Below are 25,087 nucleotides of genomic sequence, written 5' to 3'. Positions count from 1 at the left end.
GCTATTGTTGTACTTCTGGTGCTACCCCAATGACGCTGACCTCTCCCCGTAAAGCCCTGCAGCTCCGCATGTGGGCGCTGTTTATGTTCTTCTTTATTCCCGGTCTGCTGATGGCCTCCTGGGCCACGCGCACCCCCGCCATTCGCGACATTTTGTCCGTTTCTACCGCGGAAATGGGCATCGTGCTGTTCGGCCTGTCGATAGGCTCCATGAGCGGCATCCTCTGCTCCGCATGGCTGGTGAAGCGCTTCGGTACGCGGGCGGTGATCCGCACCACCATGTGCTTCGCGGTGTTCGGGATGATGGTGCTGAGCGTGGCGCTGTGGTTTGCCTCACCGGTGCTGTTTGCGCTGGGGTTGACGGTGTTTGGCGGCAGCTTCGGCTCGGCGGAAGTGGCGATAAACGTTGAAGGGGCGGCGGTCGAGCGCGAGATGAACAAAACCGTGCTGCCGATGATGCACGGCTTTTATAGCCTCGGCACGCTGGCCGGTGCGGGCGTGGGGATGGCGCTGACGGCCTTCGGCATGACCGCGAATCTGCATATCCTGCTGGCGGCGCTGGTGTGCATTATTCCGATTCTGACCGGCATCCGGGCGATCCCGGACGGCACCGGCAAGAACGCCTCAGATGAACAGCATTCGGCCGAAAAAGGGCTGCCCTTCTACCGCGATTATCAGCTGATGCTGATTGGCGTGGTGGTGCTGGCGATGGCGTTCGCGGAAGGGTCCGCCAACGACTGGCTGCCGCTGCTGATGGTGGACGGTCACGGCTTTAGCCCGACCTCCGGCTCGCTGATCTACGCCGGGTTTACGCTGGGGATGACCGTCGGGCGCTTCACCGGCGGCTGGTTTATCGACCGCTACAGCCGCGTGGCGGTGGTGCGCGCCAGCGCCCTGCTCGGCGGGCTGGGTATCGCGATGATTATCTTTGTGGATGTGGACTGGATTGCCGGCGTCTCAGTGATCCTCTGGGGGCTGGGCGCGTCCCTCGGCTTCCCGCTGACCATCTCCGCCGCCAGCGACACCGGCCCGGATGCCCCGACGCGCGTCAGCGTGGTGGCGACTACCGGCTATCTCGCCTTCCTGGTCGGGCCGCCGCTGCTCGGCTTCCTCGGGGAGCACTACGGGCTGCGCAGCGCCATGCTGGTGGTATTAGGGTTGGTGATCGTCGCGGCGCTGGTGGCGCGCGCGGTGGCAAAGCCGGAAACGAAACACACGACACTGGAGAAGGGATATGAGCGTTAAACTGATCGCCGTCGACATGGATGGCACATTCCTGAGTGATGCCAAGACCTACAATCGCCCGCGCTTTCTGGCGCAGTACGCGCGCATGAAGGCGCAAGGCATTCGCTTCGTGGTCGCCAGCGGCAACCAGTACTACCAGCTGATCTCCTTTTTCCCGGAGATTGCGCATGAAATTTCATTCGTCGCCGAAAACGGCGGCTGGGTCGTGAGTGAGGGTGAAGACGTCTTCAACGGTGAACTGTCGAAAGCCCATTTCGACACGGTCGCGAACGTGTTAAACGACGTGCCAGGCATTGAGATCATCGCCTGCGGGAAGAGCAGCGCCTACACGCTCAAGTGCTATGACGAGGGCTTTAAGGCCATCGCGGCAAAGTACTATCACCGTCTGGAAATGGTCAGCGATTTCGACAACCTGAACGATATTTTCTTCAAGTTTGGGCTTAACGTGTCTGATGATGAAATTCCGCGTATTCAGGCGCTGCTGCATGAAAAACTCAGCGACATCATGGTGCCCGTCACCACCGGTCACGGCAGTATCGACCTGATTATCCCCGGCGTGCATAAAGCCAACGGCCTGCGGATCCTGCAACAGCGCTGGGGGATAGAGAACAGCGACGTGGTGGCCTTCGGCGATAGCGGCAACGACGTGGAGATGCTGCGCCAGTCCGGGTTCAGCTTTGCGATGGCGAATGCCAGACCGCATATCAAAGCGGCGGCGCGTTTTGAAGCGCCGCATAATAACGAGGAAGGCGTGCTGGATGTGATTGAGAAGGTGTTGAACGGGGAGGCACCGTTTAATTAACACCGTGCGGTCTGGTGCCCTCACCCTTTCCCTCGAGGGAGAGGGCTGGGGTGAGGGGGAACATACGGCTGTGGTGGTCATTCCGTTCACTTTACGTTCCTTGGTACTTTGTCACGACAACACCTGTGAACGTGCCAGGGTGGCTCAGTCGCCACCACCCTGGCGACCCGGGCTCCCGGCGGTAAATCGCCGCTTCGCGGTACCCTCAGCTTATTCCTTCAGGCTATCGGGTCGGGCATGAGCCTGCATCCCTGCAGGCCACGCCCTCTCGGCGCATCCCTGCGCCTCGCCCCGGCCTTACGGAAACGCTTCGGCGATTTACAGCCGGACCAGGGCGTCGCTGTAAGTCATTCATTTTCCTGAAACAACATTCGTCGCTTCATGTAAATAAATTACTGAGCCCCCAGAGAGAGAGGGAATAAACAGTTAAGGTTGCAGGGCGTTTCCGACGCGCTTGTCTTTCAGGAACACCACCATCAGGCCAACCCACAACACGCCGTTGGCGAGGTTAAACAGACTGAACAGCCCGTTACCGCCCATCGCGTAGGCATGCTTGCTCACCTCGATACCGACGGTAAAAATCAGCATCTGCAGCATCCCCATCGCCGCGGAGACCGTGCCTTTACTCATCTCGCTGGCAAACAGCGTCAGGCGCACCAGCCCGGCGTTCGCCACGCCAATCCCGAAGGCGTAAATGCTGAGTCCTGCCGTCATCCACAGATAAGCGTGTGATGACGCAACGGTCGCCACCGCCGCCAGAATCAGCCCGGCTGCAATCGGCCAGCCGCCCATGATAATCAGTGAACGCACGGTGCGGCGTGAGGTCAGACGCGCCAGCACCAGGTTACCGATAATCAGCGCGCCAAAGATCGGTACCTGCAACAGGCCATACTCGTAGCTGCTCAGCTTTTCACCGCTGATGATAATGACCGGTGACTGGGCAATCCACGCCAGCAGCGGCAGGCTAACGAACCCGGTCGCCAGCGCGCCCGCCACAAAGCGGCCATTCTTCAGCACTTCTTTGTAATCCCGCCCCAGCTCTTTCAGCGAGAGTTTCTCGCCGATGCGGGTGGCGGTTTCAGGCATTGCCCGGTGCAGACCAAAGAACGCGATGGCGGCGAGAACCGCAAAGAGCACAAACATCCCTTCCCACGGTGCCATATGCACCCATGCGGCGCCTACCAGCGGCCCGAGCAAGGGAGCGATCAGCGCCACGTTCGCCATCAGCGCGGTAATTTTGATACACACCGCCTCTTCAAACGACTCCTGAATGGCGGCATACCCCACGGCGCCGATAAAGCACAGGCTCACCCCCTGCAGGAAACGCAGCAGGGTAAATTGTTCAATGTTTTGCGCCAGCAGCGTGGCAAGGCAGGTGACGATAAACCACACCACGCCCGTCAGCATCACCGGACGACGGCCAATACGATCCGACAGCGGGCCTAACAGCCACTGCAAAAACATGCCGCCGGCCAGATAGGCGGTCATGGAGGTCGGTACCCACTCGATTCCGGCGTTGTACTGCGCCACCACGGCCAGCATCCCGGGCTGGATCATATCGTTACCGATATAGGTAGAAAATTCGTAGAGCACCAGACACAGAGGGAAAAGCAACGCCTGACGACCCAGACGTGAACCTGAAGAAGAACGGTTTAACATGCAATCTCTTTATAATGACAAAATCGCGACGAGTGTAATGAAATGCCGCAGCCCGAGATAGTGATTTATCGAGGATAAACAGAAATAAAGCACATATCGTCTTCGTTTAAGGTTTCCTTAATTTGACAGATTTATGATAGCCCCATTACTCGTCAACGACCCCAAATTATGGCACTCACCTCCAGCCGTTCAGAATTGTCTAAGTTACAGACAAATAAGACAAAACGCCTTTACCGCTTACCGGCCCGCTTTTATGGTTATCAGCTTTTCATACTGATAGCCCTTGCCGTGGTGTTTACGTGGCTATCGCGCAATGAAGCGCTCGACAGATGGGTAACCGGCTTCTGGTATGACGCGGCGACGCAGAGCTTCCCGCTGCAGAAAGACCACCTGCTGGATCTGCTCAACCATCGTCTGGCGAAGTACATCGCCATCGCCTTAGGCGCCGTGGCGCTGTTTTACGGCGCTTACAAGCGTAACGCAAGGCTGGTGACGGCGGCGCTGCTGATGGGCGTTGGCGCGCTGGTGGTGGGCCTGCTGAAAAGCATGAGCCATCACAGCTGCCCGTGGGACCTGGTGGAATATGGCGGTAAGGCTGTCTCTTATCCCCTGTTCAGCGCCGTTCCTGCTGACAGCGGTCCGGGGCGCTGTTTCCCCGGCGGTCATGCCTCCAGCGGCTTTATGGTGATGGGGCTGTTTTTTGCCTTCTGGCGCGAGCGTCCGCGTCTCGCCTGGAGCTTCGTTGCGCTGGGCGTGGTGTTAGGTCTGGTGATGGGTTATGGCCAGATCATGCGCGGGGCACATTTTTTCTCTCACAACCTGTGGGCTGGGTGGTGGGTCTGGTTTTCTCAGGTGGTGGTCTACGGCCTTGTTTCCACCCGGTTTGCTAAAGAGTGATAACGCTATGCTAGAGAATCTGAATTATCAGCTGTTCTATCTGATCAATGCCACCCCGGCCTCGCCCGAGTGGATGATCGACTTTGCCACCTTTCTGGCAAAAGATCTGATCAGCATCGTGCCCGCGCTGGCCGCCATCCTCTGGCTGTGGGGACCTCGTAGCCAGGTGAAAGCGCAGCGCCAGCTGGTGATCAAAGTGGCGATGGCGCTGGGCGTGAGCGTTCTGGTGAGCTTCGTACTGGGTCATGTGTTCCCGCACGCCCGCCCTTTTGTTGCCCACGTGGGCTATACCTTTCTGCACCATGCGCCGGATGACTCTTTCCCGAGCGATCACGGGACGGTGATCTTCACCTTTGCGCTGGCCTTCCTGTTCTGGCATCGCCTGTGGTCAGGTGCGGTGCTGATGGTGGTCGCGGTAGCCATCGCCTGGTCTCGCGTTTATCTGGGCGTCCACTGGCCGCTGGATATGGTGGGTGGCTTCCTGGTGGGGCTGATTGGCTGCGTGAGCGCGGCTATCCTGTGGAGCCTTATCGGTGAGGCGCTCTATAGCGGGCTCTCTACCCTCTATCGCGCCATTTTCGCTATCCCGATCCGCAAAGGCTGGATACGTGACTAACCCCGACCTGACAGGTTACACTTGAACCCCCGCCCTGCGGGGGTTCACTTTTTTATCCCGAGGAACTATGGAAACACGTCGCGATGACCGCATTGCTCAGCTGCTTCAGGCGCTGAAGCGCAGCGATAAGCTGCATCTTAAGGAAGCCGCCAACCTCCTCGGCGTCTCAGAGATGACCATTCGTCGGGATCTGAACAGCGAGAGCGCGCCCGTCGTGCTGCTGGGCGGATACATTGTGCTTGAGCCGCGCAGCGCCAGCCATTATCTGATCAGCGACCAGAAGACACGCCTGGTGGAGGAGAAACGCAAAGCCGCGCGGCTTGCGGCCTCACTGGTACAGCCGCACCAGACGCTGTTTTTTGACTGCGGTACCACCACGCCGTGGATTATCGAAGCCATCGACAGCAGCATCCCTTTCACTGCCGTGTGCTACTCCCTGAACACCTTTCTGGCGCTTCAGGAGAAACCCGAGTGCCGGGTGATCCTCTGCGGCGGTGAGTTTCACGCCAGCAACGCGATCTTTAAGCCGCTCAACCTGCAGGACACGCTCAGCAATCTCTGCCCGGATATCGCGTTTTATTCCGCCGCCGGCGTTAATGTGCGCCAGGGCGCGACCTGCTTTAATCTGGAAGAGCTTCCAGTAAAACACTGGGCATTAAGCGCCGCACAGTACCATGTGCTGGTGGTCGATCACAGTAAGTTTGGTAAGGTGCGTCCGGCAAGAATGGGCGAGCTGGCGCAGTTCGATGCCATTGTCAGCGATTGCCGCCCGGACGACGAGATTGTGACCCACGCGAAGGCGCAGCAGGTGAAGTTGATGTATTGAGGTTATGCCGGGTCGGCCTACAACGGCTCGAACGTAGGCCGGGTAAGCGCAGCGCCACCCGGCAAAAAACTTAGCTAAACCAGCTGCCAAACCACCCGTGGAATTTCATCATCACGAAATCCCACATCCGCCTGAAGAAGCCGCCCTCTTCCACCGCTTCCATCACAATCAGCGGACGCTGTTCAATCGATTTACCGTTAAGCTGGAAATCAATCGTCCCGACCACCTGGCCCTTTTTCAGCGGAGCCGTAAGCTGCGGGTCAGTCAGGGTGTAGCTGGCCTTCAGGTTTTTCAGCTGGCCGCGCGGAATGGTCACCGAGCCCGCCTCACCCGCGCCCAGGTTCACTTCGCTCTTGTCACCAAACCAGACGCGCTGGCTGACGAACGTGGCATCCGGCTTAATCGGCGTCACGGTTTCATAGAAGCGGAAGCCCCAGGTCAGCAGTTTTTCGGATTCATTAAAGCGAATGCGGTCGGTTTTGGTGCCTAGCACCACCGAAATCAGGCGCATGTCGCCCTGGGTCGCGGAAGCCACCAGGTTGTAGCCTGCCCCCGCCGTGGTGCCGGTTTTCATCCCGTCCACATTGACGTTGCTGCTCCACAGCAGGCGGTTGCGGTTCGGCTGGCGAATTTTGTTGAAGGTAAACTCTTTCTCTTTGTGGATGGCGTATTCATCCGGCACGTCGTGGATCAGCGCTTTCCCCAGCAGCGCCATGTCGCGCGCGGTACTGAACTGTCCCGGCGCATCCAGACCGTGAACCGTTTTAAAGGTCGTATTGGTCAGGCCCAGCTTTTGCGCGTAGCCATTCATCAAACCAATGAAAGAATCCTGGCTGCCGGCAACGTAATCGGCCAGCGCGATGCACGCATCATTTCCCGACTGAATAATCACCCCTTTATTCAGATCGGAAACGGAAACCTGATCCCCTGGCTTCAGGAACATCACGGAAGAACCCCGCAGCGCCGGGTTGCCGGTCGCCCACGCGTCCTTCCCGATGGTCACCATATCGTCCAGTTTGATCTTGCCCGCTTTCAGCGCCTGGCCCACCACATAGCTGGTCATGATTTTGGTCAGGCTTGCCGGATCGAGTTTCTCATCCGCATTCCCTTCCGCCAGCACTTTACCGCTGGCGTAGTCCATCAGGATCCAGGCGCGCGCATCCACTGGCGGCGCTTCGGGCGCAGCCTGTTCAGCTGCGTAGAGCGTTGGTGCAAACAGGAAAAGAAGCGCAGAGCCTGCCGCCAGGCTGCGCAGAGAAGTCATTTTACGCGTCATAAATGCCACCCGAGTGTCCATTCAAAAATTACGTCACATCACCGTGTCGCAAGAAGCGATGAGTAATAGCGCACTAAAACCGTTAAAGAAACCCAACGAGGGTAAAGTTATTAAAGTTTATGCAATAACATTCAGATACGCTTTGATTAAGACGATTTTTTTGTCTTCTGTTGCGTAATTGTTAGGTTTATCTCACCATGGCGAAAGGCTGACTCGGATTCACATCTCATCGGGAGTAAATATGATTACGCTGTGGGGCAGGAATAATTCGACCAACGTCAAGAAAGTGCTCTGGACGCTGGAAGAGCTGGATTTACCGTTCAATCAAATCATGGCTGGCATGGCGTTCGGCGTGAACAAAGAGGCCGACTATCTGGCCATGAACCCGAACGGCCTGGTGCCGCTGCTGCGCGATGATGAAACAGACGCGACGCTTTGGGAGTCCAACACCATTGTCCGTTACCTCGCCGCCCAGTACGGTCAGGGACGCCTGTGGGTTGAAAACCCGGCCCGGCGCGCCCAGGGCGAAAAGTGGATGGACTGGGCGAACCAGACGCTGTCCCCAACCCACCGCGTGATCCTGATGGGGCTTATCCGCACGCCGGAAGCCGAACGCGATTATCCCGCGATTCACGCCGCGCAGGATGCCTGCGAAAATCTGTTTGCGATGATGGATGACGAACTGGCGAAGCACGCCTGGTTCTCCGGCGAGGCGTTCGGCACAGGCGATATCGCCGTGGCACCCTTCGTCTGGAACCTGACCAATATGGGTCTGAAGTGGACGCCACGCCCTCACCTTGAGCGCTGGCTTAAACAGCTGAGCGATCGCCCTGCGTATCGTAACGTCGTGATGATCCCGGTCACCTGATTACGCGCCGGACGGGCTGACTTTCAACAGTTGCCCGTCCGTCTCGTCGGTCAGGACATACAGATACCCATCCGGCCCCACCCGCACGTCGCGAATACGCTGGTCCCGGTCGCCCAGAATGCGCCCGTCCTCCGTCACCTTGTTTCCCTCCACGCTCAGCACGATCACGTCCTTCTCCTTCAGCGCGCCGATAAACAGCTTGTTTTTCCACTGCGGGAAGACGTCGTTGTTGTAAAACGCCATGCCGCTCACCGCGGGTGAGACTTTCCAGACGAACAGCGGCTTCTCGGTGCCCTCAACATGCTCGCCTTTGGCTTCCGGGATTTTCAGGCCGCTGTAGTTAATGCCGTGCGTGGCCAGCGGCCAGCCGTAGTTCTTACCTTTCTCCGGAATGTTGATCTCATCCCCGCCGCGCGGGCCATGCTCGTTCAGCCACAGCGTGTCGCTCCAGGGGTTCATCGCCATCCCCTGCGGGTTGCGAATGCCGTAAGACCAGATTTCGGGTCGCGCACCGGGGGTATTCACAAAGGGGTTATCCGACGGGACTTTCCCGTCTTCGGTGAGGCGCACCACTTTGCCCTGCAATTTATCCAGATCCTGCGCCGTCGGACGCTGATTGTTTTCGCCGAGTCCAATAAAGAGAGAGCCTTTGCCGTCGAACACCAGCCGCCCGCCAAAATGGTTACCGGTTGAGAGTTTCGGCATCTGACGGAACGCAACCTGGAATCCCTCGATGCGGGAATAGTCGTCGCTCAGGCGGCCATAGCCCACCGCCGTTCCGGCTTTGCCGTCATGTCCGGCCTCGGCGTAGCTCAGCCAGACGCGGCGCGACTTCTCAAAATCCGGCGCCAATACCACATCCAGCAATCCTCCCTGACCGTTTGCCCAGACCTTCGGTACGCCGACAATCGGATCGGAGAGCCCTTTTCCGGCCTGCCAGCGTTTGAGCTGACCGCCCTTCAGGGTCACCAGCAGCCCGTCATTATCCGGCAGGAACGCCAGGGACCAGGGGTGATCGAGTCTGTTTTGCAGCACCTCGACCTTCACTGCCTCTGGCGCAGCAAGAAGTGAAAACGAAATAAATAACGCAGGCAGGGAAATCAGCGAGGATCGAGGCATAACGCGCTCCTTTATCGGCATATGGCATAAAGATTAGCCACTGCGTCCGGGCGCGTTATCACTTTTACAAAAGCTTAAGCTGAAGGGGGAGTTGCCTCCCCCGGGATCAGTGTTGTTCGAGCTGTTTGTGCTCGTTCAGACACATGATGCATAGAGAGAGCGTTGTCAGGCAGTTTTCAAGCTTCTCCGCGTTTACGGCGATAAAGTTCGGGCAGTCGTGGCGTCCGTTCATCAGACACACCCCTGCAATGGAGAGCACTTCGGCGGCACGGCGCAGCGCGATCTCTTCACTTTCGCCGCCGTTCGCCTTCAGGGTCGGTGCTTTTTCACGCATGAAATTACACAGTTCAAACAGGTTATCACGCAGATGTTCGCTTTCGCTGACTGACATATACCCTTTTGCCTTCCTCAACTGCAGGTACGCGGCCAGGTCGATTCGGGCGTTGATCAGCTTGTTCAGCAGATCGCGTTTTAGTCTGTCAACGGTCATGCTCTTTCCTCCTCTGTCAGCCATGGTGCATAGTCAGGATAAGTACATTTTTTGTACAGTTTAATGCCTGGGATCAATTTTTATTAACTGATTAACATTATTTACAATGTTACAACCTCGGCCCGACGCATCCGCCTTGCAAAGAGTGTATAAATCCCCCGCGATACGCTGTAAAATCCCGCCCTGATAACTCCATAATTGATGAATTTTTAACCTATGAGCAATGTTACGCACCAGCCGAAAATCGGCTTCGTCTCCCTGGGCTGCCCGAAAAACCTGGTGGATTCAGAACGCATCCTGACCGAACTGCGCACCGAGGGCTATGACGTGGTGCCAAGCTACGACAACGCCGATATGGTGATTGTTAACACCTGCGGGTTTATCGACAGCGCGGTCCAGGAGTCACTGGAAGCCATCGGTGAAGCGCTGACCGAAAACGGCAAAGTGATCGTGACCGGCTGTCTGGGCGCGAAAGAAGACCAGATCCGCGAAGTGCACCCGAAGGTGCTGGAGATCACCGGCCCGCACAGCTACGAGCAGGTGCTGCAACATGTTCATCACTACGTGCCAAAACCCAAACACAACCCGTTCCTGAGCCTGGTGCCAGAACAGGGCGTGAAGCTGACGCCGCGCCACTACGCATACCTGAAGATTTCCGAAGGCTGTAACCATCGCTGTACCTTCTGCATCATCCCGTCCATGCGTGGCGATCTGGTGAGCCGTCCAATCGGCGAAGTGCTGGCAGAAGCTAAGCGCTTGGCTGACGCGGGCGTGAAGGAGCTGCTGGTCATCTCCCAGGACACTTCAGCTTATGGCGTGGACGTTAAGCACCGCTCCGGTTTCCACAACGGCGAGCCGGTGAAAACCAGCATGGTCGGCCTGTGCGAGCAGCTGTCTAAACTCGGTATCTGGACGCGTCTGCACTACGTTTACCCATACCCGCACGTTGACGACGTCATCCCGCTGATGGCGGAAGGCAAGATTCTGCCTTACCTGGACATCCCGCTGCAGCACGCGAGCCCGCGTATCCTGAAGCTGATGAAGCGCCCTGGCTCCGTTGACCGCCAGCTGGCACGCATCAAGCAGTGGCGTGAGATCTGCCCGGACCTGACCCTGCGCTCCACCTTTATCGTCGGCTTCCCGGGTGAAACCGAAGAAGACTTCCAGATGCTGCTCGACTTCCTGAAAGAAGCGCGTCTGGACCGCGTAGGCTGCTTCAAGTACAGCCCGGTGGAAGGCGCAACCGCCAACGAGCTGGCGGACCAGGTGCCGGAAGAGGTGAAAGAGGAGCGCTGGAACCGCTTCATGCAGTTGCAGCAGCAGATCTCTGCCGAGCGTCTGCAGGAGAAAGTGGGTCGCGAGATCATGGTTATCATCGACGAGGTTGACGAAGAAGGCGCGATTGGCCGCAGCATGGCGGACGCCCCTGAAATCGACGGTGCGGTGTACCTGAATGGCGAAACCAACGTTAAGCCAGGTGATATTATTCGCGTGAAGGTTGAAAACGCCGACGAGTATGACCTGTGGGGTAGCCGGGTTTAATCGCCCCACTCCGCTTTTGTAGGCCGGGTAAGGCGTAGCCGCCCCCCGGCACATTTCACTGCACTACCCCTTTATCCTCGGATCCAGCGCGTCGCGCAGCCCATCACCTAACAGGTTAAACGCCAGCACGGTCAGGAAAATCGCCAGGCTCGGGAAAATCGCCACGTGCGGCGCAATCACCATATCGGCCCTCGCCTCGTTCAGCATCGCGCCCCACTCCGGCGTCGGAGGCTGTGCCCCTAGCCCCAGAAACGACAGGCTGGCCGCCGAGATAATCGACACGCCGATACGCATGGTGAAATAGACCACGATGGACGACACCGTCCCCGGCAGAATATGGCTGAAGAGGATGGTCGCATCGCTGGCCCCCATACTGCGGGCCGACTCGATAAAGGTCTGCTGTTTTAACACCAGCGTGTTGCCGCGCACCAGGCGGGCAAAGGCCGGAATCGAAAACACCGCGACCGCGATGATGACGTTGGCCATGCCGCTGCCCATGATCGCCACCACGGCAATCGCCAGCAGAATGCCGGGGAAGGCAAACAGCACGTCGCAGATGCGCATGATGATGCGGTCCCACCAGCCTTCGTAATACCCGGCAACCAGCCCCAGCACGATCCCGATGGCCGCGCCGATCAGCACCGCGAACACCCCGGCGGCGAGCGAGATCTGCGCCCCTACCAGTACCCGGCTAAAGATATCCCGCCCGAGGGAATCCACGCCGAACCAGTGGAGCATCGAGGGCCCGTCGTTCAGGCGGTCGTAGTCAAAATAATTTTCCGCATCAAACGGCGCCACCCACGGCGCCACGATCGCCACCACAATCAGCAGCAGCACGAACAGCCCCGCCGTCATCGCGACCGGCTGACGGCGGAAACGCCGCCAGAATTCAGACCACGGGGTGCGGATGTGGTCCGGTTTGAGCCCCGGCATGGCGTTTAAAACAGCCTGACGTCGCCAGTTCAACAATCGCATCTTACTTATACCTGATGGCCGGGTTAATGGCGGCGTAGAGCACGTCCACCACTAAGTTGATAAGAATAAACTCCAGCGAGAAAAGCAGCACTTCCGCCTGGATCACCGGGTAGTCGCGCATCTCGACGGAATCGACCAGCAGACGTCCCAGCCCCGGCCAGTTGAAGACCTTTTCCACCACGATAGAGCCGCCCAGCAGGAAGCCAAACTGAAGCCCCATCATCGTCACCACCGGGATCATCGCATTGCGGAACCCGTGCTTGAGGATGACCCACTTCTCGCTGACCCCTTTCGCCCGCGCGGTGCGAATATAATCTTCGCTCAGCACGTCAACGAACGAGGCGCGGGTAAAGCGGGCCATCACCGCCGACACGGCAGCTCCCAGCGTCATCGAGGGCAGAATGTAATGCTTCCAGGTATCGGCCCCGACGGTGGGCAGCCAGCCCAGCTCAACGGAGAAGATCTGCATCAGCAGCATCCCCAGCGCGAACGCCGGGAAGGAGATGCCGGTCACCGCCAGCGCCATGCCGAGCTTGTCCGGCCAGCGGTTACGCCAGACGGACGCCACAATCCCGGCGCCAAGTCCGAACACCACGGCCCAGCTCATGCTGGCTATCGTTAACCAGAACGTGGGCATAAAGCGGGTGGCGATCTCCTCCGACACCGGACGACGCGAGACCATCGAGATGCCAAAGTCACCCTGCAGAACGTTGCCAATATAGTGCAGAAACTGCATATAAAGCGGCTGGTCAAGACCCAGCTGTTTACGCACCAGCTCAATGACCGTTGCATCCGCTTCGGGCCCGGCAACCAGACGCGCCGGATCGCCCGGCAGCATATGGACAAACAAAAACACCAGCACTGCCACAATCAGCAGCGTCGGGATAAGCCCCAGCAGGCGTTTACAAACATAGTTCAGCATGGGCGTTATTTTAAATCCGCATCGTCAAAGCTAAAGCCCGTATCCGGCATGATGTAGAACCCGGTCAACGCTTTGTTATGGGCTGACACGAGTTTTTCCACCACCAGCGGCACCCACGGCGACTCTTTCCAGATGATGTCCTGCGCGTCCTTGTAGAGACGTGCTTTCTCCTCCGGTTTGGTGGTTTTCAGCGCGTCAGCAAGGTCTTTGTCCACCTGCGGGTTGCTGTAGAACGCGGTATTGAACAGGGTTGGCGGCCAGTTCTGCGAGGCAAACAGCGGCGACAGCGCCCAGTCGGCTTCACCGGTCGAGGCCGACCAGCCGGTGTAGAACATTCGCACGCCGCTCTCTTTCTGCCCTTTCCCCTCAACCTCGGCCGCACGCTGTCCGGCATCCATGGCGGTCACCTGCGCCTTGATACCCACCTGCGCCAGCTGCTGCTGGGTGAACTGCAGCACCTTCTGCGCGGTACTGTGGTTATGCGACGACCACAGCGTGGTGCTGAACCCGTTCGGGAAGCCCGCCTCTTTCAGCAGCTCGCGCGCTTTGGCCGGATCGTACGGCCACGGCTGATAGCTTTGCGCATACGCGATAGCCGGCGGCAGCACGCCGGTGGCCGGGGTGGCATAGCCCGCAAAAGCGACCTTCACCAGCGCCTGACGGTTAATGGCATAGTTAATGGCTTCGCGCACCTTCGGGTTATCGAACGGCTTTTGCGTGACGTTCATGCTGATGTAGCGCTGCATGATCGACGGGCTGGCGACCAGCTCCAGCTTGCTGTTTTTCTCCAGAATGGCGGCCTGCTCATACGGCACAGGGAAGGCAAACTGCGCCTCGCCGGTTTGCAGCATCGCCGCACGGGTGTTGTTGTCCACCACCGGGCGCCAGGTGATGGTGTCCAGCTTCGGCAGCCCTTTTTGCCAGTATCCCGCGTATTTCTTCACCTTCACGAAATCGGTCTGATTCCAGGTGACAAGCTCATACGGGCCGGTGCCGACCGGGTGGAAGCCGATCTCCTTGCCGTATTTCTTCAGCGCGGCAGGGGAAATCATCGCCGTCGCCGGATGCGCCAGAATATTGATAAACGCTGAGAACGGCTCTTTCAGGGTGATTTTTACCGTCGCCGGGTCGATCACCTCGGTTTTGGCGATGTTTTTATAGAGGTTATAACGCTTAAGGCTGTTTTCAGGATTGCTGGCGCGATCGAGGTTTACCTTCACCGCGTCCGCATTAAAGTCGGTGCCGTCCTGGAACTTCACCCCGGTTTTGAGCTTAATGGTGTACACCAGCCCGTCATCCGAAACGGTGTACCCCTCCGCCAGCACGTTTTTGAGCTTCATCTCTTTATCCAGGCCAAACAGGCCCTGGTAGAACGATTTCGCCACCGCCTGGGAGAGCGTGTCGTTAGCGTCATACGGATCCAGCGTGGTGAAGTTAGAGCCGACGGCGACCACCACATCTTTGGCAGCGAACGCGGGGGCAGCGGCCAGGGCTGCCGTCACGCTCGCGGCTAACAACCATCTACGCGCTACAAATGTAACCATTGTGTTCTCCTGCCTGTTGAAAGTTATAACCGCGAAAAAGCATTGTCCTGACGCGGGGGAGCCACGAAATGACCCGGCCCGACCTCACGCAACGCCACGCGCTCTACGGCCTCGCCGCGTTTACGAATATTGCTCGGCATTTCATCCTGCAGCAGCACGCGCTGGCCGTGACGATGCGCCGGGTCGGCGACCGGGACCGCCGCGATGAGCTTGCGGGTATACGGGTGCTGGGGGTTCTCGAACACCGCTCTTCGCGGACCGATTTCCACAATTTGCCCCATAAACATCACCGCCACGCGATGGCTGATGCGCTCAACCACCGCCATGTCGTGCGAGATAAACAGGAAGGCGATCCCCATATCCCGCTGTAAATCCAGCAGCAGATTGATGATTTGCGCCCGGATAGAGACATCCAGCGCCGAGACGGATTCATCCGCAATCACCACTTTCGGGTTCAGCGCCAGCGCGCGGGCGATGCAGATACGCTGCCGCTGCCCGCCGGAAAACTCGTGCGGATAACGCCAGGCGTGTTCCGGCTTCAGGCCAACGCGCTCCAGCAGCCAGGCCACGCGACGCTGCGCCGCCTCGCCGTCGAGCAGGTTATGCACCCGCAGCGGCTCCATGATCGAATACCCCACCGTATGGCGCGGATCGAGGGAGGCATACGGATCCTGGAAAATAAACTGAATATCCCGCCGCACCGCCTGCAGCCTGCTGTCCGGAAGGGTATCAATGCGCTCGCCGTTAAAGGTAATGCTGCCCTCCTGGGATGCCACCAGACGGAGCAACGCGCGCCCGGTCGTGGATTTACCGCAGCCGGACTCCCCCACCAGCGCCAGCGTTTCGCCCGGCCAGAGATCGAAGCTGACGTTTTCCACCGCGTGCACTTCGCGCTTCACCCGGTTCAGTACACCGCTGCGCAGCGGAAACCGGGTGACCAGATTGCGCACTTCCAGAATGGGCTTGCCCGGCACCACGGTGTCCTGCTCGCGTTCCTCCTCCTGCGGCTCAGACGCCGCCAGGGAAATCAGCGGAAAACGACGCGGCAGATCGCTGCCGTTCATCGCCCCAAGACGCGGGACCGCCGCCAGCAGCGCTTTGGTGTAGGGATGCGCGGGCGCGTGAAAAATCTGCTCGACCGTGCCGGTTTCGACCGCGCTGCCCTTGTGCATCACCAGTACCCGATCGGCGATATCGGCGACCACGCCCATATCGTGGGTGATAAAGATCACCCCCATCTCCATCTCCTGCTGCAGCACGTTGATGAGCTGCAGGATCTGCGCCTGAATCGTCACGTCCAGCGCCGTCGTCGGCTCATCGGCAATCAGCACCGCCGGACGGCACGAGAGCGCCATGGCGATCATCACCCGCTGGCGCATGCCGCCGGAAAGCTGATGCGGGTAGCGGCCCAGAATGGCCTGCGCCTCCGGAATGCGTACCAGCTCCAGCATGCGTCTCGCTTCCCTGAGCGCCTCATCGCCGCTCAGCCCCTGATGCAGGCGGATGGACTCGGCAATTTGTTCCCCGACCGGGAACACCGGGTTCAGGGAGGTCATCGGTTCCTGGAAGATCATCGCAATATCCGCCCCGCGCACGCCCTGCATCTGCGCGCCGCTCAGCTCGTTTAAATCAATGACCTGGCGGTTACGGCGGCGCAGCAGCATTTTCTCGCTGCTGATTTGACCGCCCGTCTGTTCCAGCAGGCGCATCAGCGCCAGCGCGGTGACCGATTTCCCGGAGCCGGACTCGCCAACAATCGCCAGCGTCTCGCCGCGCCTGAGCGTGAACGATAAATTCTGTACTGCGGGGATGAACTGCCGCTCTTCCTGAAACGCAATATTCAGCTGATGGACAGCCAGCACTTCGCGGTTGTCCAGCTCTTCACTGTGCGGCACGCGCTGCCCCCTTATTCACGATAAATCCCCGTGCTCGGCTCATCGCCGGCATAGCCCCAGGCGCGGTACATGCCTTCGCTGTTGAACGGCAGGGCCACGTTGCCCTCACGATCCACCGCAATGAGTCCGCCGATGCCGCCCAGGGCAGGTAATTTTTCCATCACCACACGCTCGCAGGCCTCGCTCAGGCTTAAGCCGCCGTAATCCATCAGCGCGGTAATGTCATAGGCCGCGAGAGCGCGGATAAACACTTCTCCGGTGCCGGTACACGACACCGCCGCCGTCGCGTTATTGGCATAGCAACCCGCGCCGGGCAGCGGGCTGTCGCCCACGCGTCCGGGCAGCTTGTTGGTCATCCCGCCCGTGGAGGTTGCCGCCGCGAGGTTGCCGGCTTTATCCAGCGCCACCGCGCCCACCGTGCCCATTTTGCTGCGCTCATCCAGCGGCGCAGTATGGTCAAGCTGTGTCATGCCCGCCGAACGGGCGTCCAGCAGCTGCTGATAGCGGGCTTCCGTGGAAAACAGGTCGGGCGATACCGGCTCCATTCCGTGTTCGAAGGCAAACCTCTCCGCCCCCGCGCCCGTCAGCAGCACGTGCGGGCTCTCTTCCATCACCAGACGCGCGGCCAGCACCGGGTTACGCAGGTGGCTGACGCCTGCCACGGCCCCCGCTTTCAGGGTAATACCGTCCATCACGCAGGCATCCAGCTCGTGCGTTTCATCCCGGGTAAAGACCGAACCGATCCCCGCATTAAATAACGGGCACTCTTCCAGCAGACGCACCGCCTCGGTGACCACATCCAGCGCGCTCTCGCCCGCTTCCAGCATTTTCTGGCCCGTTTCGACAATGGCGTACAGCGCGTCGATGTAGCGTTTTTCCTGCTCAGGAGTGAGCTGTGCACGGGTGATTGCCCCGGCCCCGCCATGAATTGCGATTACCGCCTTAACCATTCGCATCACCCGTTAGCCTGTTTTGCGGCTTTTTCTATAAATATCATTATCGTCGACGAAACTTCAGATGATTTTTGAATATAGAAAGACGTAACAGTGATGTAAAGCGTGCACCCTTCGGTCATACAGTTAGCCGCACTTTTCTGCCATAATGGACGCTTTCGTTGTTACTCCGCAGGAGCCCACCATGGATTTTACCGCCGGACTGATGCCGCTTGAGACGGCACTCACGCAGATGCTTGACCGAGTTTCCCCGCTGCATGACGTTGAGACGCTGCCCCTCGTGCGCTGTTTTGGCCGTATTGCCGCGCGCGATATCGTCTCTCCGCTTAACGTGCCGGGGTTTGATAACTCCGCGATGGACGGTTACGCGGTACGCCTGGCGGATCTCCAGACGGGTAACGCCCTGCCGGTGGCGGGTAAAGCCTTTGCGGGTCAGCCGTTTAGCGGCGAATGGCCTGCGGGCACCTGCGTGCGCATCATGACCGGCGCACCGGTTCCGCCAGGCTGCGACGCCGTGGTGATGCAAGAAGAGACCGAACAGACCGACGACGGCGTGCGTTTTACCGCAAGCGTCAAAGCGGGCCAGAACATCCGCCGTACCGGCGAGGACATTACCCTCGGCGCGACGGTCTTTGCCGCCGGGCAAAAGCTGACGGTGGCGGAGTTGCCGGTGCTGGCGTCGCTCGGCGTTGCTGAAATCGACGTAATCCGTAAAGTGCGCGTCGCCGTTTTCTCCACCGGCGACGAGCTGCAGCTTCCGGGCCAGCCGCTGCAGGACGGCCAGATTTACGACACCAACCGCCTGGCGGTACACCTGATGCTGGAGCAGCTGGGCTGCGAGGTGATTAACCTCGGCATCATTCCTGACGATCCGGAAAAACTGCGCGCGGCGTTTATCGAGGCGGATAAATCCGCCGACGTGGTCATCAGCTCCGGCGGCGTCTCCGTGGGCGAAGCGGATTACACCAAAACCCTTCTTGAAGAGCTGGGTGAAATCGCCTTCTGGAAGCTGGCGATCAAGCCGGGCAAGCCGTTCGCATTTGGCAAGCTTTCACACAGCTGGTTCTGCGGCCTGCCGGGTAACCCGGTCTCGGCGGCACTCACCTTCTACCAGCTGGCGATCCCGCTGCTGGCGAAGCTTTCCGGCAACAAGGCCAGCCCGCTGCCGGAACGCGTGCGCGTGCGTGCCGCCACGCGGCTGAAAAAATCACCGGGCCGTCTCGATTTCCAGCGCGGTATTCTGACCCGCAGCGCGGACGGCGAGCTCGAAGTACGCACCACCGGACATCAGGGCTCGCACATTTTCAGCTCCTTCAGTCTGGGCAACTGCTTCATCGTGCTGGAGCGCGAGCGCGGCAACGTGGAAGCCGGCGAATGGGTTGAGGTCGAGCGCTTTAACCACCTGTTCGGAGGCTGACATGACGGTGGAGCTGAGCGACCAGGAGATGATGCGCTACAATCGCCAGATTGTGCTGCGCGGGTTTGACTTCGAGGGTCAGGAAGCGCTCAAGGCGGCCAGCGTGCTGGTCGTCGGGCTGGGCGGGCTGGGCTGCGCCGCCGCGCAGTACCTTGCCGCGGCGGGCGTGGGAAGCATGACGCTGCTGGATTTCGATACCGTGTCGGTCTCCAACCTGCAGCGCCAGACGCTGCACAGCAACGCGACGGTGGGCCAGCCGAAAGTGGAATCCGCCAGGGCTGCGCTGGCGCGCATCAACCCCCACGTTCAGTTCACGCTGATTGACGCAATGCTGGATGACGACGCGCTCTCCGCGCAGATTGCCCGGCACGACCTGGTGCTGGACTGCACTGATAACGTCACCGTCCGTAATCAGCTCAACGCGGGCTGTTTTGCTCACAAAACCCCGCTGGTCTCCGGCGCGGCGATCCGTATGGAGGGGCAAATCAGCGTCTTCACGTACGCCGAGGGTGAACCCTGCTACCGCTGCCTGAGCCGTCTGTTTGGCGAGAATGCGCTGACCTGCGTTGAGGCGGGCGTGATGGCGCCGCTCGTCGGCGTGATTGGCTCATTGCAGGCAATGGAAGCGATCAAAGTGCTGGCGCATTACGGCACGCCCGCCGCGGGGAAAATCGTGATGTATGACGCGATGACCTGCCAGTTCCGCGAGATGAAGCTGATGCGTAACCCGGGGTGTGAGGTGTGTAGCCAGTAAAAAAGTCGGGTGGCGGCTTCGCCTTACCCGACCTACAACGGCGCGAACGCAGGCCGAATAAGCGTCAGCGCCACCCGGCAACCGCGATACGAACGTAGGCCGGGTAAGCGCCAGCGCCACCCGGCAACCGCGTCAGATGGACGTCCGTCCAAACGCCCCCTGCCAGTCCTGCTCAAACTTCACAATCGCTGCGTCTACCGCCGGAGAGGTAATAAACTGCTGCGCCACGTCCAGCGGCAGCGTGATGGACTCGCACCCTGCCAGCAGGCAGTCCAGCGCCTGACGCGGGGTTTTAAAGCTCGCGGCCAGCACTTTTGACTGCGGGGCATGCAGCGTCAGCAGCTGCTGTAATTCCACCACGGTCTGGATCCCGTCCCCGCCCTGCGCGTCCACGCGGTTAACGTAAGGCGCCACATACTCCGCCCCCGCCAGCGCGGACAGCATCCCCTGCGCGGCACCGTATACCGCCGTACCCAGCGTCGGGATCCCTTCCGCTTTGAGCATCTTGATCGCCGCCAGCCCTTCTGCGGTCACCGGCACTTTCACCACCAGATCGTTAATGATGGCGCGCAGCTTACGCGCGTCTTCCACCATCCCTTCGGCGGTGGTCGCCATCACCTGCGCAAACAGACGGCCTTTACCGCCCAGCGCGTCGTGCAGCGCGGGCAGCAGTTCGTCGAGCGGCGTTTTACCGGCCGCAACGATGCTTGGGTTGGTGGTCACGCCCGCCAGCGGGAAGATACGCGCCAGCTTTTTGACTGCCGCAACGTCAGATGTGTCGAGATAAAGTTCCATGATGTCACCCTCAAAATTAGCCTGCACTTACCCTATCACGACAAAACCTGCTCAAGAGTTGACCTGCATCAAGATAACTTTCATTCGAAAGTAATTTAATCTTCGTATGCAAGATGAGAGGCGAAAACATGATCTTCAATATTCAGCGTTACTCTACCCACGATGGCCCCGGTATCCGTACCGTGGTGTTCCTGAAAGGCTGCTCGCTGGGCTGTCGCTGGTGCCAGAACCCGGAAAGCCGCTCCCGCACGCGGGACGTACTGTTTGATGCGCGTCTGTGCCTGGACGGCTGCGACCTGTGTCAGCAGGCGGCACCGGGCTGTATCGAACGTGCGCTGAACGGGATGGTCATTCATCGTGAGAAATTAAGTGAAGAGACGCTCAGTGCCCTCACCGACTGCTGCCCGACGCAGGCGCTGACCGTCTGCGGTGAAGAACGGCAGGTCGAGGAGATCATGGCGACCGTACTGCGCGACAAAGCCTTCTACGACCGCAGCGGCGGCGGGATCACCCTCTCCGGCGGCGAACCGTTTATGAACCCGGAGCTGGCGCAGGCCCTGTTTCAAGCCAGCCATGACCAGGGGATCCACACCGCCGTCGAAACCTGCCTTCATGTGCCGTGGCACTATATCGAGCCGTCATTACCCTACGTCGATCTGTTCCTCGCCGACCTGAAGCACGTCGACGGTGACGTGTTCAAGCAGTGGACGGACGGTTCGGCTAAGCGCATCCTGGACAACCTGAAACGCCTGGCCGCCGCCGGGAAAACGATCACCATCCGCGTGCCGCTGATCCAGGGCTTTAACGCGGATGAAGCGTCCATCACCGCCATTACCAACTTCGCTGCCGACGAACTCGGCGTCGACGATATTCATTTTCTGCCGTATCACACGCTGGGCATGAACAAATACACCCTGCTCGGCCAACCCTACTCTGCCCCTGACAAACCGCTGGATAACCCTGCCCTGCTGGACTTCGCGCAGCAGTACGCCTGCCAGAAAGGGTTAACCGCGACCTTACGAGGATAAACTTATGACAACCCTGAATCTCAACACCCTCAGCGAGCGCATTAAGGCGCACAAAACGGCGCTGGTGCATATCGTTAAGCCGCCGGTCTGTACCGAGCGCGCCCAGCATTACACCGAAATGTACCAGCAGCACATGGACAAGCCGATCCCGGTCCGTCGCGCCCTGGCGCTGGCGCATCACCTTGCCGAGCGTACCATCTGGATCAAACACGACGAGCTGATTATCGGTAACCAGGCCAGCGAAGTGCGCGCCGCGCCGATCTTCCCGGAATACACCGTCTCCTGGATTGAGAAAGAGATTGACGACCTGGCGGATCGCCCGGGCGCGGGCTTTGCGGTGAGCGAAGAGAACAAGCGCGTGCTGCATGAGATCTGCCCGTGGTGGCGCGGCCAGACGGTGCAGGACCGCTGCTACGGCATGTTCACCGACGAGCAGAAAGGCCTGCTGGAAACCGGCATCATCAAAGCCGAAGGTAACATGACCTCCGGCGACGCGCACCTGGCGGTGAACTTCCCGCTGGTGCTGGAGAAAGGTCTCGACGGCCTGCGCGCCAAAGTGGCCGAGCGCCGCTCGCGCATCAACCTGACGGTGCTGGAAGACCTGCACGGCGATCAGTTCCTGAAGGCAATTGATATCGTGCTGGAAGCGGTGAGCCTGCACATCAAACGCTTCGCCGATCTGGCGCGCGAGATGGCCTCCACCGAAACCCGCGAAAGCCGCCGCGATGAGCTGCTGGCGATGGCAGAAAACTGCGACGTGATTGCTCACGAGCCGCCAAAAACCTTCTGGCAGGCGCTGCAGCTGTGCTACTTCATTCAGCTGATCCTGCAGATTGAGTCCAACGGCCACTCCGTCTCCTTCGCGCGTATGGACCAGTATCTCTATCCGTACTACCGCCGGGACGTGGAGCTGAACCAGAGCCTGGATCGCGAACACGCCATTGAGCTGCTGCACAGCTGCTGGCTGAAATTGCTTGAAGTTAATAAGATCCGCTCCGGCTCGCACTCCAAAGCCTCCGCCGGCAGCCCGCTGTACCAGAACGTCACCATCGGCGGCCAGAAGCTGGTCAACGGTGAGCCGATGGACGCGGTGAACCCGCTCTCCTACGCGATTCTGGAATCCTGCGGCCGTCTGCGCTCCACCCAGCCGAACCTGAGCGTGCGTTATCACGCGGGCATGAGCAACGACTTCCTCGACGCCTGCGTGCAGGTGATCCGCTGCGGCTTCGGGATGCCTGCCTTTAACAACGACGAAATCGTGATCCCGGAATTCATCAAGCTCGGCGTTGAACGAGACGACGCCTACGACTACGCGGCGATTGGCTGTATCGAAACCGCGGTGGGCGGCAAGTGGGGCTATCGCTGCACCGGCATGAGCTTTATCAACTTTGCCCGCGTGATGCTGGCCGCGCTGGAAGGTGGCCGCGATGCCACCAGCGGCAAGGTATTCCTGCCACAGGAGAAAGCGCTCTCTGCCGGTAACTTCGACAATTTCGACGAGGTGATGGCGGCCTGGGATAGCCAGATCCGCTACTACACCCGCAAATCCATCGAAATTGAGTACGTGGTGGACACCATGCTGGAAGAGAACGTCCACGATATTCTCTGCTCGGCGCTGGTGGACGACTGCATCGAGCGCGCGAAAAGCATCAAGCAGGGCGGCGCGAAGTATGACTGGGTGTCCGGCCTGCAGGTGGGGATCGCCAATCTCGGCAACAGCCTGGCGGCGGTGAAGAAGCTGGTGTTCGAACAGGGCGCCATCGGCCAGCAGCAGCTGGCGGCAGCGCTGGCGGATGACTTCGACGGGCTGACCCACGAGCAGCTGCGTCAGCGCCTGATCAACGGCGCACCGAAGTACGGCAACGACGACGACAGCGTGGATATGCTGCTGACCCGCGCCTATCAGACCTACATTGAAGAGCTGAAGCAGTACCACAACCCACGCCACGGCCGCGGCCCGATTGGCGGTAACTACTACGCGGGCACCTCTTCCATCTCCGCGAACGTGCCGTTTGGCGCGGCGACGATGGCGACACCGGACGGACGTAAGGCGCACACGCCGCTGGCGGAAGGGGCAAGCCCGGCTTCCGGTACCGACCACCTGGGTCCAACGGCGGTCATCGGTTCCGTGGGTAAACTGCCTACCGAGGCGATTCTCGGCGGCGTGCTGCTGAACCAGAAGCTGAACCCGTCAACGCTGGAAAACGACAGCGATCGCCAGAAGCTGATGGTGCTGCTGCGCACCTTCTTCGAGGTGCATAAGGGCTGGCATATTCAGTACAACATTGTCTCCCGCGACACGCTGCTGGAGGCGAAGAAACACCCTGACCAGTATCGTGACCTCGTGGTGCGCGTCGCAGGTTACTCGGCGTTCTTCACCGCCCTGTCGCCGGATGCGCAGGACGATATTATCGCCCGTACTGAACATACGCTGTAAGAAAAACGCCCGGTGGCGCTGCGCTTACCGGGCCTACAGAGTCTCCCCGTAGGCCGGGTAAGGCGAAGCCGCCACCCGGCTTTCTGACTTTCATTCGAAATTAAATTTGTGCTCCCCGTCACCTTGTTATTAGAATGTTTCAAAACGCAGTGACCCAGGAGCACAGTATGACCGTTAAAGTTATCGTCACCGATATGGACGGAACTTTTCTTGATGATGCCAAGCAGTACGATCGTGACCGCTTCCAGGCACAGTTTGAACAGCTTAAAGCCCGCGACATTGAATTCGTTGTCGCCAGCGGCAACCAGTATTACCAGCTCATCTCTTTCTTTCCGGAGCTCAAAGATCGGATCTCCTTCGTGGCGGAAAACGGCGCGCTGGTGTTCGATCGCGGGGAGCAGATTTTTCACGGCGAGCTGACCCGCCATGAATCGCAGATCGTGATTGGCGAACTGCTGAAAGATAAAGGGCTGAACTTCGTGGCCTGCGGGCTGGAGAGCGCATACGTCAGCGATAAAGCCCCGGATGCGTTCGTGGCGCTGATGTCAAAGCACTACCACCGCTTAAAGCGCATTAGCGATTACCGTGAAATTGACGACGTGCTGTTTAAGTTCTCCCTGAACCTGCCGGACAGCGATATCCCCAATCTGGTGGATAAGCTGCACGTCTCGCTGGACGGCATCATGAAGCCGGTCACCAGCGGCTTTGGCTTTGTCGATTTGATTATCCCCGGGCTGCACAAAGCTAACGGCATCAGCCGTCTGCTGAAGCGCTGGAAAATCTCCCCGCAGGCGTGCGTGGCCATTGGCGACAGCGGCAACGATGCCGAGATGCTGAAGCTGGTGAAATATTCCTTTGCGATGGGCAACGCGGCGGAAAGCATCAAAGAAATCAGCCGCTACAGTACTGACGACAACAACCATCAGGGCGCGCTGAACGTCATTCAGGCCGTGCTCGACAACCATTCCCCGTTCGACGCCTGATCCTTTCTTCGCCGGAGCCTGGCTCCGGCCTCTCACTCTTTTTCC

The 25,087-nt window shown here is 59.4% G+C and carries 22 protein-coding genes; 12 read left to right on the top strand and 10 right to left on the bottom strand.

Annotation, left to right across the window (positions count from 1 at the left end; all coding sequences use genetic code 11):
- Window positions 1-29: 29 nt before the first annotated feature.
- Both LJA86_RS02695 and LJA86_RS02690 read left to right on the top strand, forming a co-directional pair.
- Window positions 30-1,244 carry an MFS transporter gene (locus LJA86_RS02695; protein WP_048222198.1) on the top strand — a complete coding sequence of 405 codons (1,215 nt, stop codon included), beginning with the start codon at window positions 30-32 and terminating at the stop codon, window positions 1,242-1,244.
- Window positions 1,234-2,046 carry a Cof-type HAD-IIB family hydrolase gene (locus tag LJA86_RS02690; protein ID WP_229225585.1) on the top strand — a complete coding sequence of 271 codons (813 nt, stop codon included), beginning with the start codon at window positions 1,234-1,236 and terminating at the stop codon, window positions 2,044-2,046. The genes LJA86_RS02695 and LJA86_RS02690 overlap by 11 nt, the downstream gene beginning before the upstream one ends.
- Before the next feature lie 426 nt (window positions 2,047-2,472).
- Here the strand turns inward: LJA86_RS02690 and LJA86_RS02685 are convergent, their stop codons facing one another.
- Window positions 2,473-3,705 carry an MFS transporter gene (locus tag LJA86_RS02685; RefSeq protein ID WP_021240942.1) on the bottom strand — a complete coding sequence of 411 codons (1,233 nt, stop codon included), beginning with the start codon at window positions 3,703-3,705 and terminating at the stop codon, window positions 2,473-2,475.
- Window positions 3,706-3,873: 168 nt separating this feature from the next.
- On the opposite strand from LJA86_RS02685, the gene LJA86_RS02680 reads away from it, so the two are divergent.
- From LJA86_RS02680 to deoR, 3 genes are all read left to right on the top strand, one after another.
- A complete protein-coding gene (locus LJA86_RS02680; RefSeq protein ID WP_045908450.1) occupies window positions 3,874-4,602 on the top strand; it encodes a phosphatase PAP2 family protein in 729 nt (242 codons plus the stop codon).
- 7 nt (window positions 4,603-4,609) lie between these two features.
- Entirely contained in the window at window positions 4,610-5,218 is a 609-nt protein-coding gene (gene ybjG / locus LJA86_RS02675) for an undecaprenyl-diphosphate phosphatase (RefSeq protein WP_069719551.1), read from the top strand.
- Between the two features lie 67 nt (window positions 5,219-5,285).
- Window positions 5,286-6,044, top strand: a complete 759-nt coding sequence (gene deoR, locus LJA86_RS02670) for a DNA-binding transcriptional repressor DeoR (protein ID WP_229225583.1) — start codon at window positions 5,286-5,288, stop codon at window positions 6,042-6,044.
- Between the two features lie 70 nt (window positions 6,045-6,114).
- On the opposite strand, the gene dacC is transcribed toward deoR, so the two are convergent.
- Window positions 6,115-7,320, bottom strand: a complete 1,206-nt coding sequence (gene dacC / locus LJA86_RS02665; protein WP_229225577.1) for a serine-type D-Ala-D-Ala carboxypeptidase — start codon at window positions 7,318-7,320, stop codon at window positions 6,115-6,117.
- Between the two features lie 241 nt (window positions 7,321-7,561).
- Here dacC and LJA86_RS02660 point away from each other — a divergent pair, with 241 nt between their 5' ends.
- On the top strand, window positions 7,562-8,188 hold the full coding sequence (locus LJA86_RS02660; RefSeq protein WP_023326978.1) for a glutathione S-transferase family protein: 627 nt from the start codon (window positions 7,562-7,564) through the stop codon (window positions 8,186-8,188).
- On the opposite strand, the gene LJA86_RS02655 is transcribed toward LJA86_RS02660, so the two are convergent.
- Together LJA86_RS02655 and bssR are read right to left on the bottom strand one after the other, a co-directional pair.
- Window positions 8,189-9,307: a PQQ-dependent sugar dehydrogenase gene (locus tag LJA86_RS02655; RefSeq protein ID WP_229225576.1), complete on the bottom strand. Its 1,119-nt coding sequence runs from the start codon at window positions 9,305-9,307 to the stop codon at window positions 8,189-8,191.
- Between the two features lie 106 nt (window positions 9,308-9,413).
- Window positions 9,414-9,797, bottom strand: coding sequence for a biofilm formation regulator BssR (bssR, locus tag LJA86_RS02650; RefSeq protein WP_024908680.1), 384 nt, complete (start codon window positions 9,795-9,797; stop codon window positions 9,414-9,416).
- A gap of 216 nt (window positions 9,798-10,013) precedes the next feature.
- Here bssR and rimO point away from each other — a divergent pair, with 216 nt between their 5' ends.
- Complete coding sequence (gene rimO / locus LJA86_RS02645) at window positions 10,014-11,339, top strand: 30S ribosomal protein S12 methylthiotransferase RimO (RefSeq protein ID WP_008501203.1); 1,326 nt, start codon at window positions 10,014-10,016, stop codon at window positions 11,337-11,339.
- A gap of 63 nt (window positions 11,340-11,402) precedes the next feature.
- Here the strand turns inward: rimO and gsiD are convergent, their stop codons facing one another.
- Genes gsiD through iaaA form a run of 5 tightly spaced genes read right to left on the bottom strand, consistent with a single transcriptional unit; the run spans window position 11,403 to window position 17,625 of the window.
- Window positions 11,403-12,314: a glutathione ABC transporter permease GsiD gene (gene gsiD / locus LJA86_RS02640; protein ID WP_021240948.1), complete on the bottom strand. Its 912-nt coding sequence runs from the start codon at window positions 12,312-12,314 to the stop codon at window positions 11,403-11,405.
- A gap of 1 nt (window position 12,315) precedes the next feature.
- Window positions 12,316-13,236 carry a glutathione ABC transporter permease GsiC gene (gsiC, locus tag LJA86_RS02635; RefSeq protein ID WP_008501201.1) on the bottom strand — a complete coding sequence of 307 codons (921 nt, stop codon included), beginning with the start codon at window positions 13,234-13,236 and terminating at the stop codon, window positions 12,316-12,318.
- A 5-nt stretch (window positions 13,237-13,241) separates the two neighbouring features.
- Window positions 13,242-14,780, bottom strand: a complete 1,539-nt coding sequence (gene gsiB / locus LJA86_RS02630; RefSeq protein WP_229225573.1) for a glutathione ABC transporter substrate-binding protein GsiB — start codon at window positions 14,778-14,780, stop codon at window positions 13,242-13,244.
- A 23-nt stretch (window positions 14,781-14,803) separates the two neighbouring features.
- On the bottom strand, window positions 14,804-16,675 hold the full coding sequence (gsiA, locus tag LJA86_RS02625; protein ID WP_048027063.1) for a glutathione ABC transporter ATP-binding protein GsiA: 1,872 nt from the start codon (window positions 16,673-16,675) through the stop codon (window positions 14,804-14,806).
- Window positions 16,676-16,686: 11 nt separating this feature from the next.
- A complete protein-coding gene (gene iaaA, locus LJA86_RS02620; RefSeq protein ID WP_045909425.1) occupies window positions 16,687-17,625 on the bottom strand; it encodes a beta-aspartyl-peptidase in 939 nt (312 codons plus the stop codon).
- Window positions 17,626-17,812: 187 nt separating this feature from the next.
- On the opposite strand from iaaA, the gene moeA reads away from it, so the two are divergent.
- Both moeA and moeB read left to right on the top strand, forming a co-directional pair.
- Entirely contained in the window at window positions 17,813-19,045 is a 1,233-nt protein-coding gene (gene moeA, locus LJA86_RS02615) for a molybdopterin molybdotransferase MoeA (RefSeq protein ID WP_229225572.1), read from the top strand.
- Window position 19,046: 1 nt separating this feature from the next.
- Window positions 19,047-19,799 (top strand): molybdopterin-synthase adenylyltransferase MoeB, encoded by a 753-nt coding sequence (gene moeB, locus LJA86_RS02610; protein ID WP_229225567.1) that lies wholly within the window; start codon window positions 19,047-19,049, stop codon window positions 19,797-19,799.
- A 132-nt stretch (window positions 19,800-19,931) separates the two neighbouring features.
- On the opposite strand, the gene fsa is transcribed toward moeB, so the two are convergent.
- A complete protein-coding gene (fsa, locus tag LJA86_RS02605; RefSeq protein ID WP_023326972.1) occupies window positions 19,932-20,594 on the bottom strand; it encodes a fructose-6-phosphate aldolase in 663 nt (220 codons plus the stop codon).
- Window positions 20,595-20,722: 128 nt separating this feature from the next.
- On the opposite strand from fsa, the gene LJA86_RS02600 reads away from it, so the two are divergent.
- The 3 genes from LJA86_RS02600 to LJA86_RS02590 all read left to right on the top strand — a co-directional run bounded on the left by LJA86_RS02600 (window position 20,723) and on the right by LJA86_RS02590 (window position 25,042).
- Window positions 20,723-21,622, top strand: coding sequence for a glycyl-radical enzyme activating protein (locus LJA86_RS02600; protein ID WP_229225566.1), 900 nt, complete (start codon window positions 20,723-20,725; stop codon window positions 21,620-21,622).
- A gap of 4 nt (window positions 21,623-21,626) precedes the next feature.
- Complete coding sequence (locus tag LJA86_RS02595) at window positions 21,627-24,059, top strand: formate C-acetyltransferase/glycerol dehydratase family glycyl radical enzyme (protein ID WP_229225564.1); 2,433 nt, start codon at window positions 21,627-21,629, stop codon at window positions 24,057-24,059.
- Window positions 24,060-24,226: 167 nt separating this feature from the next.
- Window positions 24,227-25,042, top strand: a complete 816-nt coding sequence (locus LJA86_RS02590; RefSeq protein WP_069719559.1) for a Cof-type HAD-IIB family hydrolase — start codon at window positions 24,227-24,229, stop codon at window positions 25,040-25,042.
- Window positions 25,043-25,087: the final 45 nt, after the last annotated feature.

This window comes from Enterobacter sp. TCD1-1 (assembly GCF_020567405.1).
Lineage (GTDB): Bacteria > Pseudomonadota > Gammaproteobacteria > Enterobacterales > Enterobacteriaceae > Enterobacter > Enterobacter quasiroggenkampii.
Note: the sequence above shows the minus strand (reverse complement) of the source record. Positions and strands in the feature narration are given on the sequence as shown.

Bases quoted from the DNA above. Each gene is read 5' to 3' on its own strand.
- LJA86_RS02655 (WP_229225576.1), bottom strand. From the start codon at position 9,307: ATGCCTCGATCCTCGCTGATTTCCCTGCCTGCGTTATTTATTTCGTTT.
- moeA (WP_229225572.1), top strand. From the start codon at position 17,813: ATGGATTTTACCGCCGGACTGATGCCGCTTGAGACGGCACTCACGCAG.
- LJA86_RS02660 (WP_023326978.1), top strand. From the start codon at position 7,562: ATGATTACGCTGTGGGGCAGGAATAATTCGACCAACGTCAAGAAAGTG.
- LJA86_RS02680 (WP_045908450.1), top strand. From the start codon at position 3,874: ATGGCACTCACCTCCAGCCGTTCAGAATTGTCTAAGTTACAGACAAAT.
- LJA86_RS02695 (WP_048222198.1), top strand. From the start codon at position 30: ATGACGCTGACCTCTCCCCGTAAAGCCCTGCAGCTCCGCATGTGGGCG.
- moeB (WP_229225567.1), top strand. From the start codon at position 19,047: ATGACGGTGGAGCTGAGCGACCAGGAGATGATGCGCTACAATCGCCAG.
- gsiC (WP_008501201.1), bottom strand. From the start codon at position 13,236: ATGCTGAACTATGTTTGTAAACGCCTGCTGGGGCTTATCCCGACGCTG.
- iaaA (WP_045909425.1), bottom strand. From the start codon at position 17,625: ATGGTTAAGGCGGTAATCGCAATTCATGGCGGGGCCGGGGCAATCACC.
- gsiB (WP_229225573.1), bottom strand. From the start codon at position 14,780: ATGGTTACATTTGTAGCGCGTAGATGGTTGTTAGCCGCGAGCGTGACG.
- rimO (WP_008501203.1), top strand. From the start codon at position 10,014: ATGAGCAATGTTACGCACCAGCCGAAAATCGGCTTCGTCTCCCTGGGC.
- LJA86_RS02685 (WP_021240942.1), bottom strand. From the start codon at position 3,705: ATGTTAAACCGTTCTTCTTCAGGTTCACGTCTGGGTCGTCAGGCGTTG.
- LJA86_RS02590 (WP_069719559.1), top strand. From the start codon at position 24,227: ATGACCGTTAAAGTTATCGTCACCGATATGGACGGAACTTTTCTTGAT.
- LJA86_RS02595 (WP_229225564.1), top strand. From the start codon at position 21,627: ATGACAACCCTGAATCTCAACACCCTCAGCGAGCGCATTAAGGCGCAC.
- ybjG (WP_069719551.1), top strand. From the start codon at position 4,610: ATGCTAGAGAATCTGAATTATCAGCTGTTCTATCTGATCAATGCCACC.
- deoR (WP_229225583.1), top strand. From the start codon at position 5,286: ATGGAAACACGTCGCGATGACCGCATTGCTCAGCTGCTTCAGGCGCTG.
- bssR (WP_024908680.1), bottom strand. From the start codon at position 9,797: ATGACCGTTGACAGACTAAAACGCGATCTGCTGAACAAGCTGATCAAC.
- gsiD (WP_021240948.1), bottom strand. From the start codon at position 12,314: ATGCGATTGTTGAACTGGCGACGTCAGGCTGTTTTAAACGCCATGCCG.
- LJA86_RS02690 (WP_229225585.1), top strand. From the start codon at position 1,234: ATGAGCGTTAAACTGATCGCCGTCGACATGGATGGCACATTCCTGAGT.
- fsa (WP_023326972.1), bottom strand. From the start codon at position 20,594: ATGGAACTTTATCTCGACACATCTGACGTTGCGGCAGTCAAAAAGCTG.
- dacC (WP_229225577.1), bottom strand. From the start codon at position 7,320: ATGACGCGTAAAATGACTTCTCTGCGCAGCCTGGCGGCAGGCTCTGCG.
- LJA86_RS02600 (WP_229225566.1), top strand. From the start codon at position 20,723: ATGATCTTCAATATTCAGCGTTACTCTACCCACGATGGCCCCGGTATC.